Annotated in this window: 13 protein-coding genes and 1 tRNA gene; 2 read left to right on the top strand and 12 right to left on the bottom strand. The window is 62.8% G+C overall.

Annotated features, from left to right (window positions below; translation table 11 throughout):
- Positions 1 to 102: 102 nt before the first annotated feature.
- A complete protein-coding gene (gene uvrB, locus QQ992_RS07805) occupies positions 103 to 2,118 on the bottom strand; it encodes an excinuclease ABC subunit UvrB (RefSeq protein WP_286112888.1) in 2,016 nt (671 codons plus the stop codon).
- Positions 2,119 to 2,405: 287 nt separating this feature from the next.
- On the opposite strand from uvrB, the gene QQ992_RS07800 reads away from it, so the two are divergent.
- Together QQ992_RS07800 and QQ992_RS07795 are read left to right on the top strand one after the other, a co-directional pair.
- Complete coding sequence (locus QQ992_RS07800; protein WP_119370859.1) at positions 2,406 to 3,602, top strand: amino acid aminotransferase; 1,197 nt, start codon at positions 2,406 to 2,408, stop codon at positions 3,600 to 3,602.
- A 62-nt stretch (positions 3,603 to 3,664) separates the two neighbouring features.
- A tRNA-Asn gene (locus tag QQ992_RS07795) sits at positions 3,665 to 3,740 on the top strand.
- Positions 3,741 to 3,797: 57 nt separating this feature from the next.
- Here QQ992_RS07795 and QQ992_RS07790 read toward each other — a convergent pair.
- The 11 genes from QQ992_RS07790 to fabF all read right to left on the bottom strand — a co-directional run bounded on the left by QQ992_RS07790 (position 3,798) and on the right by fabF (position 13,317).
- Positions 3,798 to 4,199, bottom strand: coding sequence for a cupin domain-containing protein (locus tag QQ992_RS07790; RefSeq protein ID WP_286112886.1), 402 nt, complete (start codon positions 4,197 to 4,199; stop codon positions 3,798 to 3,800).
- A 108-nt stretch (positions 4,200 to 4,307) separates the two neighbouring features.
- Positions 4,308 to 4,868: a DUF1285 domain-containing protein gene (locus tag QQ992_RS07785; RefSeq protein ID WP_286112884.1), complete on the bottom strand. Its 561-nt coding sequence runs from the start codon at positions 4,866 to 4,868 to the stop codon at positions 4,308 to 4,310.
- Positions 4,869 to 4,878: 10 nt separating this feature from the next.
- A complete protein-coding gene (locus QQ992_RS07780) occupies positions 4,879 to 5,484 on the bottom strand; it encodes a DUF4823 domain-containing protein (RefSeq protein ID WP_019098587.1) in 606 nt (201 codons plus the stop codon).
- Positions 5,485 to 5,550: 66 nt separating this feature from the next.
- Positions 5,551 to 6,519, bottom strand: coding sequence for a GTP 3',8-cyclase MoaA (locus tag QQ992_RS07775; protein ID WP_286112882.1), 969 nt, complete (start codon positions 6,517 to 6,519; stop codon positions 5,551 to 5,553).
- A 108-nt stretch (positions 6,520 to 6,627) separates the two neighbouring features.
- Entirely contained in the window at positions 6,628 to 7,263 is a 636-nt protein-coding gene (locus tag QQ992_RS07770; protein WP_003260720.1) for a TetR/AcrR family transcriptional regulator, read from the bottom strand.
- Between the two features lie 365 nt (positions 7,264 to 7,628).
- A complete protein-coding gene (locus QQ992_RS07765) occupies positions 7,629 to 8,411 on the bottom strand; it encodes a TatD family hydrolase (protein ID WP_016715147.1) in 783 nt (260 codons plus the stop codon).
- 30 nt (positions 8,412 to 8,441) lie between these two features.
- Positions 8,442 to 9,428 (bottom strand): DNA polymerase III subunit delta', encoded by a 987-nt coding sequence (locus tag QQ992_RS07760; RefSeq protein ID WP_110740240.1) that lies wholly within the window; start codon positions 9,426 to 9,428, stop codon positions 8,442 to 8,444.
- A complete protein-coding gene (gene tmk / locus QQ992_RS07755; RefSeq protein ID WP_105945354.1) occupies positions 9,421 to 10,053 on the bottom strand; it encodes a dTMP kinase in 633 nt (210 codons plus the stop codon). Before tmk ends, QQ992_RS07760 begins: the two co-directional genes overlap by 8 nt.
- 9 nt (positions 10,054 to 10,062) lie before the next feature.
- Positions 10,063 to 11,253, bottom strand: coding sequence for an endolytic transglycosylase MltG (gene mltG / locus QQ992_RS07750; RefSeq protein ID WP_274081458.1), 1,191 nt, complete (start codon positions 11,251 to 11,253; stop codon positions 10,063 to 10,065).
- Positions 11,254 to 11,257: 4 nt separating this feature from the next.
- On the bottom strand, positions 11,258 to 12,073 hold the full coding sequence (pabC, locus tag QQ992_RS07745) for an aminodeoxychorismate lyase (protein ID WP_286112879.1): 816 nt from the start codon (positions 12,071 to 12,073) through the stop codon (positions 11,258 to 11,260).
- A complete protein-coding gene (gene fabF / locus QQ992_RS07740; RefSeq protein ID WP_016715142.1) occupies positions 12,073 to 13,317 on the bottom strand; it encodes a beta-ketoacyl-ACP synthase II in 1,245 nt (414 codons plus the stop codon). Before fabF ends, pabC begins: the two co-directional genes overlap by 1 nt.
- Position 13,318 lies beyond the last annotated feature (1 nt).

Raw genomic sequence — 13,318 nt, 5'->3', positions numbered from 1 at the left:
TGTGGGAGCGGGCTTGTCCCGCGAACACCGGCGAAGCCGGTGCCAGCCACCGCGTTGAATTCTTCGCGGGCACGCCCGCTCCCACAGGGCCCGCGTAAGGAATCAGCTGGTAATCAACCGCTGGCGCAGCTGGGTAATCTCGTCGCGCAACTGCGCCGCCGCCTCGAATTCCAGGTCGCGGGCAAACTGCATCATCTTCTCTTCCAGTTGCTTGATACGCTTGGTGATCTCGCCCGGCGTGCGCAGTTCGGCCTCGTAACGGGCGCTCTCCTCTGCCGCTTTGGCCATGCCCTTGCGTTTTTTGCTGCGTGCGCCCGGGACGGTAGCGCCTTCCATGATGTCGGTAATGTCCTTGACCACACCCTTGGGCACGATGCCGTTGGCTTCGTTGAACGCGATCTGCTTCTCGCGGCGGCGCTCGGTTTCGTCAATCGCCCGCTGCATCGAACCGGTGACAGTGTCGGCGTACAGGATCGCCCGGCCATTGAGGTTACGCGCCGCACGCCCGATGGTCTGGATCAGCGAACGCTCGGAACGCAGGAAACCTTCCTTGTCGGCATCGAGGATCGCCACCAGCGACACCTCCGGCATGTCCAGGCCTTCGCGCAGCAGGTTGATACCCACCAGCACGTCGAAGGTGCCCAGGCGCAGGTCACGGATGATTTCCACCCGCTCCACGGTGTCGATGTCCGAGTGCAGGTAGCGCACCCGCACGTCATGGTCGGCCAGGTAGTCGGTCAGGTCTTCGGCCATGCGCTTGGTCAGCGTGGTGGCCAGCACCCGCTCGCCCTGAGCCACACGCTTGCGGATTTCCGACAACAGGTCGTCCACCTGGGTCAGTGCCGGGCGCACCTCGACCTGTGGGTCGACGAGGCCGGTCGGGCGCACCACCTGCTCCACCACGCGTCCGGCGTGCTCAGCCTCGTAGGGGCCAGGGGTAGCGGACACGAAGATGGTTTGTGGGCTGACATCCTCCCATTCGTCGAAGCGCATGGGGCGGTTATCCAGCGCCGAGGGCATGCGAAAGCCGTACTCGACCAGGGTTTCCTTGCGCGAGCGGTCGCCTTTGTACATGGCGCCGACCTGCGGAACGCTGACGTGGGATTCGTCGATCACCAGCAGCGCATCGGGCGGCAGGTAATCGTAGAGGGTCGGCGGCGGCGCCCCGGCCGGTCGCCCGGACAGGTAGCGCGAGTAGTTCTCGATGCCGTTGCAGTAGCCCAGCTCCAGGATCATCTCCAGGTCGAAGCGGGTACGCTGTTCCAGACGCTGCGCCTCCACCAGCTTGTTGGCCTTCTGCAGGTACTCCAGGCGCTCCTTCAACTCTTCCTTGATACCCTCCACCGCCTCCAGCAGGGTTTCCCGCGGGGTGACGTAGTGGCTCTTGGGGTAGAAGGTAAAACGCGGCAGCTTGCGGAAGACCTCGCCGGTGAGCGGGTCGAAGGCGGCGATATTTTCCACCTCGTCATCGAACAGCTCGATGCGGATGGCTTCAAGGTCCGATTCGGCCGGGAAAATGTCGATCACATCACCGCGCACGCGGAACGTGGCGCGGGCAAAGTCCATCTCGTTGCGGGTGTATTGCAGGTCCGCCAGACGGCGCAGCAATGCGCGCTGGTCGAGCTTGTCACCCCGGTCTACGTGCAGGACCATTTTCAGGTAGGACTCGGGGCTGCCCAAACCATAGATGCACGAAACGGTGGTCACGATGATCGCATCGCGCCGCTCCAGCAGCGCCTTGGTCGCCGACAGGCGCATCTGCTCGATATGGTCGTTGATCGAGGCGTCCTTCTCGATGAAGGTGTCCGAAGACGGCACGTAGGCTTCCGGCTGGTAGTAGTCGTAGTAGGAAACGAAATACTCCACCGCATTGTTGGGGAAAAACGCCTTGAATTCGCCGTACAGCTGCGCGGCCAGGGTCTTGTTCGGCGCCAGCACCAGGGTCGGGCGCTGCACCTGCTGGATGACATTGGCAATGCTGAAGGTCTTGCCCGACCCGGTCACCCCGAGCAACGTCTGGTGCGACAGCCCCGCCTCGATGCCTTCGACCATCTGGCGAATGGCCTCGGGCTGGTCGCCGGCCGGCTGGAAACGGGTGACGAGCTGGAACTCGGACATGACGGACCTCGCGGTGCTGCAGAAACTGTAAATTTAGCCAGTAGTCTATACCCAAATGCGCCCGCCCGGGGGCGCTTTCAAGGCGTAGCTGTGAGCGCGTGTAACGGTGGACCCGGCAATTCGACCAATGGTCGAAAAATATTTGCGCAAATAGCCGGAAAAGCTGTGCCAGAGTGTCGCAGTGACCGGTCGGTATCACTATACTGACTCCCCGTTTGTGCACCGCTTCAGTGCATTCGGCTGGAGCGTGTACGTCCTATCACTCTCCAATCAGAGCCAAGGTAACAATGAGCCTGTTTTCCGCTGTCGAGCTGGCACCCCGCGACCCTATTCTGGGCCTCAACGAAGCATTCAACGCCGACCCACGTACCGACAAGGTCAACCTGGGCGTTGGCGTGTACTGCAATGAGGAAGGCCGCATTCCGCTGCTGCGCGCCGTGATCGAAGCCGAGACCCAGCGTGCCGCCCAGCACGCCTCGCGCGGCTACCTGCCGATCGACGGTATCGCCACCTACGACCAGGCTGTGCAAAAACTGATCTTCGGCGCCGAGTCGCCACTGCTGGCCGCTGGCCGCGTGGTTACCGTGCAGGCCGTCGGCGGTACCGGCGCACTGAAGATTGGCGCCGACTTCCTCAAGCGCATCTCGCCAAACGCCGTGGTTGCCATCAGCGACCCAAGCTGGGAAAACCACCGCGCCCTGTTCGAATCGGCCGGCTTCCCGGTGCAGAATTACCGCTACTACGACGCGCCGACCCACGACGTCAACCGCGCCGGCATGCTCGAAGACTTGAACAACCTGCCGTCCGGCTCGATCGTGGTGCTGCACGCCTGCTGCCACAACCCGACCGGCGTCGACCTGAGCCTGGATGACTGGAAAAACGTCCTGGAAGTGGTCAAGGCCAAAGGCCATGTACCGTTCCTCGACATGGCCTACCAAGGCTTTGGTGACGGCATCGCCGAAGACGCCTTCGCCGTGCGCCTGTTCGCCGAGTCGGGCCTGGAGTTCTTCGTTTCCAGCTCGTTCTCCAAATCGTTCTCGCTGTACGGCGAGCGCGTGGGTGCACTGTCGATCGTCACCGCGTCCAAGGACGAGAGCACCCGCGTGCTGTCGCAGGTCAAGCGCGTGATCCGCACCACCTACTCCAACCCGCCAACCCACGGCGCCACCATCGTGGCCACCGTGCTGAACAGCGCCGAACTGCGCCAGATGTGGGAAACCGAACTGGCCGAAATGCGCCAGCGCATCCACGGCATGCGCAAGCAGATGGTTTCGCTGCTGGCCGAGTATGGCGCCAACCGCGACTTCAGCTTCGTTGGCCGTCAGGTTGGCATGTTCTCCTACTCGGGCCTGACCGTTGAACAGGTTGCCCGCCTGAAGAACGACTTTGGCATCTACGCCCTGGACACCGGCCGCATCGCAGTGGCCGCGCTGAACCAGAGCAACATCCACGTGGTCACCAAAGCCATCGTGGAAGTGCTGTAACTCATTGTTTTGCCAAGGGGTAGCTTGACATCCTCTTGGCAATCAGTAAGATACGCGCAGATTCCGCGATAGCTCAGTCGGTAGAGCAAATGACTGTTAATCATTGGGTCCCTGGTTCGAGTCCAGGTCGCGGAGCCAAACACTGAAAAGCCCCCGGGTGCGCAAGCAACCGGGGGCTTTTTCTATGCGCCGGGTTTATTGGCCCAACACCTCGGTCACCGGCTTGCCCTCGTCCACCAGGCTCCAGACCAGCAGCTTGGCGGGTTGGGTCTTGCTGGCATTGCGGGACACGCTGTGCACGGTACCAGGCGCCTCATACCAGTAGTCGCCGGCCTTGTAGGTCTTTTCCTGCTCGTTGTTGAGCTTCGATACCACGCGCCCTTCCAGCACGTAGGCCATTACCGCGCCTGGGTGCTGGTGCGCAGGTGATGCTTCACCGGGGGCGTAGCTGACGGTGAGCATGACGGCAGTTTTGCCCGGGGCATTCGAAGGCTGCTGTTGCTGCAGGACCTTGACCTGATCGGCAACGTTGCCGTGCGCCCAGGCGGGAGCCTGGCTTGCGAGCAAGGCGAAAAGGACGATGGCTAGGGGTTTCATGACGGGCTTCTCCTGGATGGCGGTTGCCAGCAGGTTAGGCCCTGACCGGTTGGAGACAAATGGCCAATCCGAGGTAAAAGCAGGAGGCCGGTACAAGCAACAGAGCATTCAGCTACTACGACCAATCGGGTAGAACTCGCCCTGGCTCCAGACCCCCAACCACTCCTCGCCCTCGATCACACGCGGCACCGCCAGTTCCACCAGCTGGTAGAACACATTGCGATGAATCAGCGCTTCAAGATTGCTGCGCATCAGCACATAGGGCGACGGCTCTTGCGTCACCGGGTCGATCACCACGCGCAGCGGGCTGTCCGGGCCGGCATCCACCTGGTCCTCGACATTGCTGGTAAAGCGCAGCACCTGCTGTTCGCCCCCCCCCAACACCTCCAGCGCCACCGCCACGAACGGCGCGTCATCCACGCGGATGCCAACCTTTTCTACCGGGGTAACCAGGAAGTAGTCATCGCCATCGCGGCGGATGATGGTGGAGAACAGCCGCACCATCGGTTTGCGCCCGATCGGCGTACCCAGGTAGTACCAGGTGCCATCGCGAGCGATCCGCATGTCGATGTCGCCGCAGAAGTCCGGGTTCCACAGATGCACCGGCGGCAACCCCTTGGCCTTGGGGATCTGCGCCAGAAGATCATTGGCCTTGCCGGAATCGCTCATCACACCTGCCTCATTCGCTCATGCCCAGAAGGCTACGAGCGTACTCGCGCATCGGTGCGCCAAGCAAATCCTCGGGGGTATTGTCGTGGAACGTCAACAAACCGCCACGGCTCTTGATGCGTGCGGTATCGATCAGGTAGCGGGTATTGGTTTCGATCAGCATCATCTGCACCACGCCACTGTCCCAACCCAAGCGGTCGACCGCCTGCTCGTCATACCATTCGTCACCATTGCCGATGCGGTCGTCGGTCCGGGCGAAGCGGGTGTACAACACGTAGTCCGCACCTACCGACCGTGCCTGGGCAACGGCCTCTTCCAGGCCCAGCGGGCCTTGGGCGCGGCGCACCAGCGGGAAATACTCGACGAAGCTCTTGAAGGCCTGCTCAGCCACCACGTTCTGGCGTGGCACCGGCCCCTTGCCCGGTGGCACGAACGCACCCTGGCCGATGAAGATGAACGAATCGGGCTGCAGACGGATCGACAGGGTGCGACGGGTATCGCTGTGGTCCAGCAGACCGGCATCGCTCATGTGATAACGAACGCCCTCGCCCATATCGCTGACATTCATGCAACCGCCCAGCGCCATCAGCGCCAGCAGCAAGACCAAGCTACGCATCTTTCCTCCAGTGGCCGGTGACGAAAAACCGGCGAATAGCCGGCGGATGCAGCTTTTGCGCCAGCTTCAGCCGCCGATCACTTTCATCACCATCACATCCCCGGAAAACGCTTGCGCTTGCTTGTCAGCCAAGGCCTTGACCAGCAAGCGCTGAAGCGCCGGCAATGCTTGATGGCGTGGCTTATCCAGCAGATCGCCGACGAAGTGGCGATTGCTGGACGAAAGGCAGCCATGCAACCAGCCTGTCGAGGACAAACGCAAACGCGAGCAGGCGCGGCAGAACGGCAGGCTTTCGTTGGCAATGACGCCGAAGTGCCCACGCCCAGGTATTTGATAGCGCAAAGCCGTGGCGTCCACTGGCGCATCGACCTGGGCATAGGTGTGCCTGCTGCCAATCAGCGTGAGCAGTGGGTCAAGGCCGACGAACTGTTGCAGGAAGGTATTGCGGTCACGCGCCAGGTGCCCCATGCGCATGAGCTCTATGAAGCGAAGCTCAAAGCCGCGTTCAAGGCAGTAATCCAGTAGTGGCAATACCTGATCGAGGTTTTGCCCGCGCATCGGCACCATGTTCACCTTGATGCGCATCCCCATCGCACTGGCCTGTTCCATGCCTGCCAGCACACTGGCCAGGTCGCCACCCCGCGCAATGCGGCGGAAGGCTTGAGGGTCAAGGGTGTCGAGTGAAACATTCAGGCGGCGGATGCCAGCTGCCTGCAACTGGGGCAACTTGCGCGCCAACAGCTGGCCATTGGTGGTCAACGAAATATCATCGAGCCTGAGTTTGGCCACAGCGGCCAGAAAGGCATCCAGGCGTGGGCTGACCAGCGGCTCACCACCCGTGATGCGCAGCCGCTCGATACCGGCCGCTTCGATCAGGTAGGCCACGCCACGGGCCAGGGCATCCGCCGACAATTCGTCCTGCGCCGCCACCAGACGCTTGCCGTCTGGTACGCAGTAGGTGCAGGCGTAATTGCAGGCAGCCGTCAGGCTGACGCGCAGGTTGCGAAAACGCCTGCCTTGACGATCGACAATCATGAATGACTCCGGCATGGATGATGAGGGGCTGGCAAAACCTGACTCATAAATCAGGTTTTTGCAAGCCCCCGCTTCATACCGGGTATCAGCAGCGAAGGAAGCTGCGCTTCAGTTCGAAGGTTCCGGGTCGCGCTTGCGCTTGTTACCCATGCGCACGCCAATGTCCATCAGGAACTGGAAGAAGCCCTCCTGGTCCTCCAGCACATTGCTCCAGAACGGCGAGTGGTACAGCGCCACGGCGCCATGCACCAGCGCCCAGGCGGCGCAGTAGTGGAAATAGGGCGGTACGTCTTCAAGCTTGCCTTCGCTGATGCGGCCTTTGATCAGCTGGGTCAGGCGGTCGAAGTTGGAGGCCCGAATGCTGTGCAGTTGCTCGACCATTTCCGGCACCTGATTGCCCTTGACCACCTTTTCCTCCAGGCGGTCGAACAGCCGGTAACGTTGCGGGTCGCGCATGCGGAACTCGAAGTAGGCACGCGACAGGGCTTCCTTGTCGCGGTCGACGTCGGCCGAGTGCAACAGCGCGTTCAGGTCACGCTCATAGTCGAGCATCAGGCGCAGGTAGATCTCCGCCTTGGACTTGAAGTGCTTGTAGATCGTGCCTTTGCCGATGCCCACGGCGTCGGCGATCATCTCGACGGTGACGCTGTCTTCACCCTGTTCGAGAAACAGCTTGAGCGCGGTGTCGAGGATTTCCTGTTCGCGACGGCGAAACTCACGGACCTTACGAGGTTCTTTCTGCATGGGAAGGACTGGATGACAATCGAAGCGGTTTATTATGCCTAACTTGCGGGAAATTGCACGGATCATCCAAGCATGTCTGTGTTTCACGATGCATATGGCCATGCGCTGCGGGAGGAATGGAACCTCGGCGTATTCCAAATCTGTTTAAAAAACGACCAATATGCACTGGCACTGCGCCAAACCTGACCAATACTTGAAGTGTTGGCGCGGCGCATCCCCCCCAAGTGGCGCGCCGATAAAGGTGCTCAGGGACCGCGTACCTTTGTTTTACTCCTAATGGTCTTAACCCGGATTCCCCCCCCAGAACCCGGGTTTTTTTTGCGCGCCCCGCAGGGTGGACTGGCCAGGGGATAAAGTTCGAGCGATCAGCGCACTCGCGCCAACGGGAACAACCGCTTGAAGTTCGCCGTGGTTTGCTCCGCCAGTTGCTCATAACTGGCCCCCCGCAACGAGGCCACATACTCCGCCACCTCGCGCACATACTGCGGCAAATTCGGCTTGCCCCGGTGCGGAATCGGCGCCAGGTACGGCGAATCGGTTTCCACCAGCAGCCGATCGACCGGCACCTGCCGCGCCACTTCGCGCAGGGCTTCGGCATTGCGGAACGTCACGATGCCAGACAGGGAAATGTAATACCCCAAATCCAGCGCCGCCCTGGCCATGTCCCAGTCTTCGGTAAAGCAATGCAGCACGCCGGCCTGCGGCAGGTTGGCCTCGCGCAACAACGCCAGGGTATCGGCGCGGGCCGCCCGGGTGTGCACGATCACCGGCTTGCCAGTCTGCCGCGAGGCTTCCAGGTGCAGGCGGAACGAAGCCTGCTGCAGTTCGGCAGCTTCGGGCTCATAGTGATAATCCAGCCCGGTTTCGCCAATCGCTACTACATGCGGGTGGGCCAGCTCGCGCAGCAGCCACTCCAGCGCCGGGGTTTCACCCGGCGCCAGGTCCAGCGGGTGCACACCTACCGAGCAATCAACATCGGCGTATTGCTCGCTCAGGGCTTTCACCGCGCCAGCGTTCTCGGCACTGACACCGATACAGAGGAAGTGCCCCACCCCACGTTCACGTGCCGCCTGCAAGGCAGCATCGAGGGAGCCCTGATGGGCGCTCAGGTCAAGACGGTCGAGGTGGCAATGGGAATCTACGAGCATGGGATAACAGCACACATGAAAAATGGGAAATCAGCGGGCGCCCGGCAATTGCAGCCAGTGAGCCAGCAGCGACTCTAGCAACAGGGCACGGTTGAGGTTGGCCTTGCCCAGCACCTTCTGGCGCTGCTCCAGGATCCACGCCTGCACCTCCAGCACCTTGGCCTGGCGGCTCTTCTGCGCCAGGTATTGCACCACCTTGCGCATATCGGCCAAGCCTAAACCTTCCTCGTCCTGGGTCAACTGGTAGCGCAGGATCAGGTGCGACCAATCGCAAAACCAGTCGAACAGCAACAACAACGGTACACCGTTCCAGGCATCGGCCAACTGACTGGGCGATTGCTGCTGTTTGAGCAGCTTCTTCACCCCGTCGGTAACCAGCGCACGCTGCTCACGCACGCCTTGCGCCTGCAGGCTGACTGCCATCAATGGCGAACCGGCCGCCAACGTCAGCAGCTCGTCACGTTCGGCCTGGTCACTGTCGGGCAACGCTTCGGCCAGCCAAGCCTGGCTCTGGGCCAAGCCGGGCTGCGGGCAGGCGACCTGCTGGCAGCGGCTCTTGATGGTGGGCAGCAGGCGGCTAGGCTGGTGCGTGACCAACAGCAACACGGTATCGCCAGAGGGCTCTTCAAGGCTTTTGAGCAGTGCGTTGGAGGCATTTACGTTCATCGCCTCCACCGGTTCGATCAAGACGACCTTGCGCCCGCCCAGTTGGGCCGTCTGCACCACGAAGGCTACCAGTTCGCGCACCTGGTCGACCTTGATCGGCTTATCGGCCTCTTCAGGTTCAAGGACGAAGTTGTCCGGGTGGCTGCCCGCCTTGAGCAGCAGGCAAGACTTGCACCCGCCGCAGGCGTCCAGCCCTTGAGGCTGCTGACACAGCAAACGGGCCATCAGGCGCTCTGCCAAGGCCCGCTTGCCGATACCCTGTGGCCCGTGCAACAGATAGGCATGGGCGTGTTGGCTTCGGCCGGCCAGTTGCTGCCAGAGGGCCTGCTGCCAAGGGTAGGCCTCAGCCACGGCAACGCTCCACGATGCCAGGCAGCAGCACGTCAATGGCCCGCTGCACAGCCTCAAGGGATTGCGCGGCGTCCAGCAGGCTGTAGCGCTGCGGCTCGCGCCGGGCGCGCTGCAGATACGCCTGGCGAACGGCTTCGAAGAAGGCCTGGCCTTCCTGCTCGAAACGGTCCAGGCGACCGCGAGCGGCGGCACGGGCAAGGCCTACTTCGACCGGCAGGTCGAATACCAGGGTCAGGTCCGGGCGCAGGTCGCCCTGAACGAATTGCTCCAGGGCAGCGATACGTTCGACAGACAAACCACGGCCACCCCCTTGATAGGCATAGGTGGCGTCCGTGAAGCGGTCACACAACACGACGGCCCCGCGGGCCAATGCCGGACGAATGACCTGTGCCAGGTGCTGGGCGCGCGCAGCGAATACCAGCAGCAGCTCGGTGTCGGCTGCCATGGTTTCATCGCTGGGAGCCAGCAACAGTTCGCGCACTTTCTCGGCCAGCGGCGTACCACCAGGCTCCCGGGTCAATACCACGTCCAGGCCCTGCTCGCGCAAGCGCGCGGCCAGGTAGTCACGATTGGTGCTCTTGCCCGCACCTTCGGGGCCTTCCAGCGTAATAAACAAGCCGCTCACAGGCAGTCCTTAATGTTGTTCGTCAGGCGTCGGCCGTTCGGCCGCTTGCGCGCCACCGGCAGGGGCGTCCTGAACAGGGGGCTCATCGGGTGCCGGCTGCGCTGCCGGCTCATCCGCCGCAGGCACCTCGGGCTGGGCGTCTTCAGCAGCCGGTTGTGCCTCTTGCTGCGGGGCGGGGCTGGAGCGGTAGTCTGCACGGCGCTTGAGCTGGAACTCGCGCACCGCCGAGTTGTGGTCATCGAGGTCGTCGGAGAACACGTGGCTACCGTCGCCCCGGGCGACGAAGTACAGGCTGGTACCATTCGACGGGTTGAGCGCTGCATGAATCGCTTCACGACCGACCATGGCAATCGGGGTCGGCGGCAACCCTGTGATGGTATAGGTGTTGTAGGGCGTCGGTTCGCGCAGGTCGGCGCGGGTAATCTTGCCGTTGTAGCGCTCACCCATGCCGTAGATCACCGTCGGGTCGGTCTGCAGCATCATGCCCAGGCGCAGGCGCCGCACGAACACGCCGGCTATCTGCCCACGTTCCTGGGGGATACCGGTTTCCTTTTCCACCAGCGAAGCCATGATCAGCGCCTGGTACGGGTCGCGGTATGGCAGGTCGGTGGTGCGCTCGGCCCATTCCTTGGCCAGCACTTCGTCCAGACGCATGTAGGCCTGTTGCAGCAACTCGACATCGCTCATGCCGCGCACGAAGCGGTAGGTGTCCGGGAAGAAGCGCCCTTCCGGGAACACGCCGGTATGGCCGAGCTTGTCCATCACCTCGGAGTCCGACAGGCCGTCCAGGGTGTGCTTGATCTTTTCATGCTTGGCCACAGCCGAGCGTACCTGGCGGAAGGTCCAGCCTTCGACCAGCGTGAGGTTGTACTGCACCACATCAGCCCGTCGCCAGGCATCGAACAGCTGCTCGACGGTCATGCCCGGGGTAAGGCGGTACTCGCCGGTGTGCAGGGGGGTGCCGGCCATGTTGAAGCGCCAGTACAAGCGCAGCCACACGGCGTCGTCGAGCAACCCTTCGCTCTGCATGCGGTAGAACATGCGGTTGGGGGTGGTGCCATTGGGCACATCGAGCAGGCGCTCCTGCGTGACGTGCAAGGGCTGCTCCAGGACGGCGTTGACCTTCCAGGCCGACCAGCCAAGCGCCAGGCCAGCAAGGATCAAGCCCATTTCCAGCAGCAGCAGGAATTTACGTCTCACGAATTCAGGTTTCCAGTAACGTACGGGCAACGGCCTGCAGTTTACGGGTGAGCGGGCCAGGCGACCAGTTTAGCGCGGCTACGCCACGCACGGGCCAAATGCCGTAAACGCTATTGCAAACAAATACTTCATCTGCGTGCTCCAGCGCCTCGAACGGCAGGTCACAGACCTGCACCGGGATGCCCAGCAGTACGGCCTGCTCCAGCAACGCCGCTCGCATCACCCCGGCTACACCACAGCGGCTGAGGTCGGCGGTAAGCAGCACGCCGTCGCGCACCAGGAACAGATTGCTGTATACCCCTTCGATGACCCTGCCCTGCCCGTCACGCATCAGGCCTTCGGCGTGTTCGCTGTCCTGCCATTCGGCACGGGCCAGCACCTGCTCCAGGCGGTTGAGGTGTTTGAGCCCGGCCAGCAGCGGTTGTTCCCCAAGCCGGGTCTGGCAAGCGAACAACCGCACGCCTTGCTCGGCATGCTCAAGAGGATAGCCGGGCAACGGACTGCCCTGCAGGATGCGCCGTGGCGCGGCATCGGCTACCGGGGCATAGCCACGCTGGCTGTCGCCACGGGTTAGGATAAGTTTGGCTACGCCTTCACCGAGCTGGCTGGCATAGCGAAGCAGTTCGTCGCGCACCAGCGCCAGGTCGACGGTGATCGCCAGGCGCTGGCAGCCCAGCGCCAGGCGTGCGAGGTGGCCGTCCAGGAAGCTGGGGCGACCGCTGCGCACGGCAATGGTCTCGAACAGGCCATCGCCGTAGGCCAGGCCACGGTTCTGCAGGTTGAGTGCAGCCGCCGGCTGGCCATCGATCCAGCTGTGCATCAACCGGCGAACCGGCGGAACACCAGCGAGCCGTTGGTGCCGCCAAAGCCGAACGAGTTGGACAACACCACGTCGATCGGCATGCTGCGCGCCTGGTGCGGTACGAAGTCAAGGTCGCAACCTTCGTCCGGCTCATCCAGGTTGATGGTGGGCGGTGCCATCTGGCTGTTGATGGCCAGCACGCTGAAGATCGCCTCCACCGCGCCGGCAGCACCCAGCAGGTGACCGGTCATCGACTTGGTCGAGCTGACCGCCAGCTTGTAGGCATGCTCACCGAACACGCGCTTGATCGCAGCCACTTCGGCCACGTCGCCCGCAGGGGTCGAAGTGCCGTGGGCGTTGATGTAGCTGACTTCTTCCGGCTTGATGCCGGCATCGCGCAGGGCGTTGGCCATGCAACGGGCAGCGCCTTCGCCAGTGTCGGGCGGCGAGGTCATGTGGTAGGCGTCGCCGCTCATGCCAAAGCCAACCAGCTCGGCATAGATGGTCGCACCACGGGCCTGGGCGTGCTCCAGCTCTTCGAGCACCAACGCACCGGCACCGTCGGACAACACGAAGCCGTCACGGCCCTTGTCCCACGGGCGACTGGCCCGGCTTGGCTCGTCGTTGCGGGTGGACAGCGCGCGCGAAGCACCGAAACCGCCCATGCCCAGGCCGCAAGCGGCCATTTCGGCGCCACCGGCGATCATCACGTCGGCCTCACCGTAGGCGATATTGCGCGCGGCCATGCCGATGCAATGGGTGCCGGTGGTGCAGGCGGTAGCAATGGCGTAGTTCGGCCCTTGCAGACCCAGGTGGATCGACAGGAACCCGGAGATCATGTTGATGATCGAGCCCGGTACGAAGAACGGCGAAATGCGGCGCGGCCCCGAATCGTGCAGGGTGCGGCTGGTTTCTTCGATGTTGGTCAAGCCACCGATACCCGAGCCCATGGCCACGCCAATACGCTCGCGATTGGCGTCGGTGACCTCCAGGCCGGCATTACGCACCGCCTGGAAACCGGCCGCCAGGCCGTACTGGATGAACAGGTCGAGCTTGCGGGCCTCTTTGGCCGACAGGTATTGCTCGACTTCGAAGCCTTTCACCGAGCCGCCAAAACGGGTGGAGTAGGCAGACAGGTCCGTGTGTTCGATCGGACCAATGCCACTGCGGCCAGCCAGAATGCCCTGCCAGGTGCTCGGTACATCGGTACCCAGTGGCGACAGCATACCCATACCGGTGACCACGACGCGTCTACGCGACACA

This window comes from Pseudomonas kurunegalensis, from assembly GCF_030291635.1.
Classification (GTDB): domain Bacteria; phylum Pseudomonadota; class Gammaproteobacteria; order Pseudomonadales; family Pseudomonadaceae; genus Aquipseudomonas; species Aquipseudomonas monteilii.
Note: the sequence above shows the minus strand (reverse complement) of the source record. Positions and strands in the feature narration are given on the sequence as shown.

Excerpts from the sequence above, each read along its gene's own strand:
- QQ992_RS07780 (WP_019098587.1), bottom strand. The coding sequence starts at position 5,484 with ATGCGTAGCTTGGTCTTGCTGCTGGCGCTGATGGCGCTGGGCGGTTGC.
- QQ992_RS07765 (WP_016715147.1), bottom strand. The coding sequence starts at position 8,411 with ATGCTCGTAGATTCCCATTGCCACCTCGACCGTCTTGACCTGAGCGCC.
- QQ992_RS07790 (WP_286112886.1), bottom strand. The coding sequence starts at position 4,199 with ATGAAACCCCTAGCCATCGTCCTTTTCGCCTTGCTCGCAAGCCAGGCT.
- QQ992_RS07770 (WP_003260720.1), bottom strand. The coding sequence starts at position 7,263 with ATGCAGAAAGAACCTCGTAAGGTCCGTGAGTTTCGCCGTCGCGAACAG.
- pabC (WP_286112879.1), bottom strand. The coding sequence starts at position 12,073 with ATGCACAGCTGGATCGATGGCCAGCCGGCGGCTGCACTCAACCTGCAG.
- uvrB (WP_286112888.1), bottom strand. The coding sequence starts at position 2,118 with ATGTCCGAGTTCCAGCTCGTCACCCGTTTCCAGCCGGCCGGCGACCAG.
- QQ992_RS07775 (WP_286112882.1), bottom strand. The coding sequence starts at position 6,519 with ATGATTGTCGATCGTCAAGGCAGGCGTTTTCGCAACCTGCGCGTCAGC.
- QQ992_RS07785 (WP_286112884.1), bottom strand. The coding sequence starts at position 4,868 with ATGAGCGATTCCGGCAAGGCCAATGATCTTCTGGCGCAGATCCCCAAG.
- QQ992_RS07800 (WP_119370859.1), top strand. The coding sequence starts at position 2,406 with ATGAGCCTGTTTTCCGCTGTCGAGCTGGCACCCCGCGACCCTATTCTG.